Annotated in this window: 1 protein-coding gene; it reads right to left on the bottom strand. The window is 53.9% G+C overall.

What is annotated here, in order from left to right:
- Window positions 1-388: immunoglobulin-like domain-containing protein (locus Tanf_RS16570; protein WP_046824563.1), on the bottom strand; the 388-nt coding region annotated here is incomplete at both ends.

Genomic DNA, 388 nt, shown 5'->3' with positions numbered 1-388 from the left:
TGTGATGCTTGAGGTCGCACTTAGGCTAACCGTCGTGTCATCCGTGGTGTCGGTGATCTTGGTGGTTGCTGGGGTGCTATCGATAACGAGGTTTTCGAAGTTCCCGCCTGTGGCTGTCTCGATTTTCGCGGAGATGGTTTCTTCATCTAGGTAGACATCTTCGTCTGCTGCGACCGTCACCGTTGCTGTTCCTGAGGTTGCCCCATCTGCGATGCTGATCGTTTCACCATTACTGAGCGTAACCGTGGTCACGCCTTCTGATGCATTTGTCAGTGTCGCTGTGTAAACAACATCCGCACCGGCTTCTGTGATGCTTGAGGTCGCACTTAGGCTAACCGTCGTGTCATCCGTGGTGTCGGTGATCTTGGTGGTTGCTGGGGTGCTATCG

Source organism: Tannerella forsythia (assembly GCF_001006485.1).
Taxonomy (GTDB): domain Bacteria; phylum Bacteroidota; class Bacteroidia; order Bacteroidales; family Tannerellaceae; genus Tannerella; species Tannerella forsythia.
The sequence above is the reverse complement of the archived record's forward strand: the minus strand, read 5'-3'. Positions and strand labels throughout refer to the sequence as shown.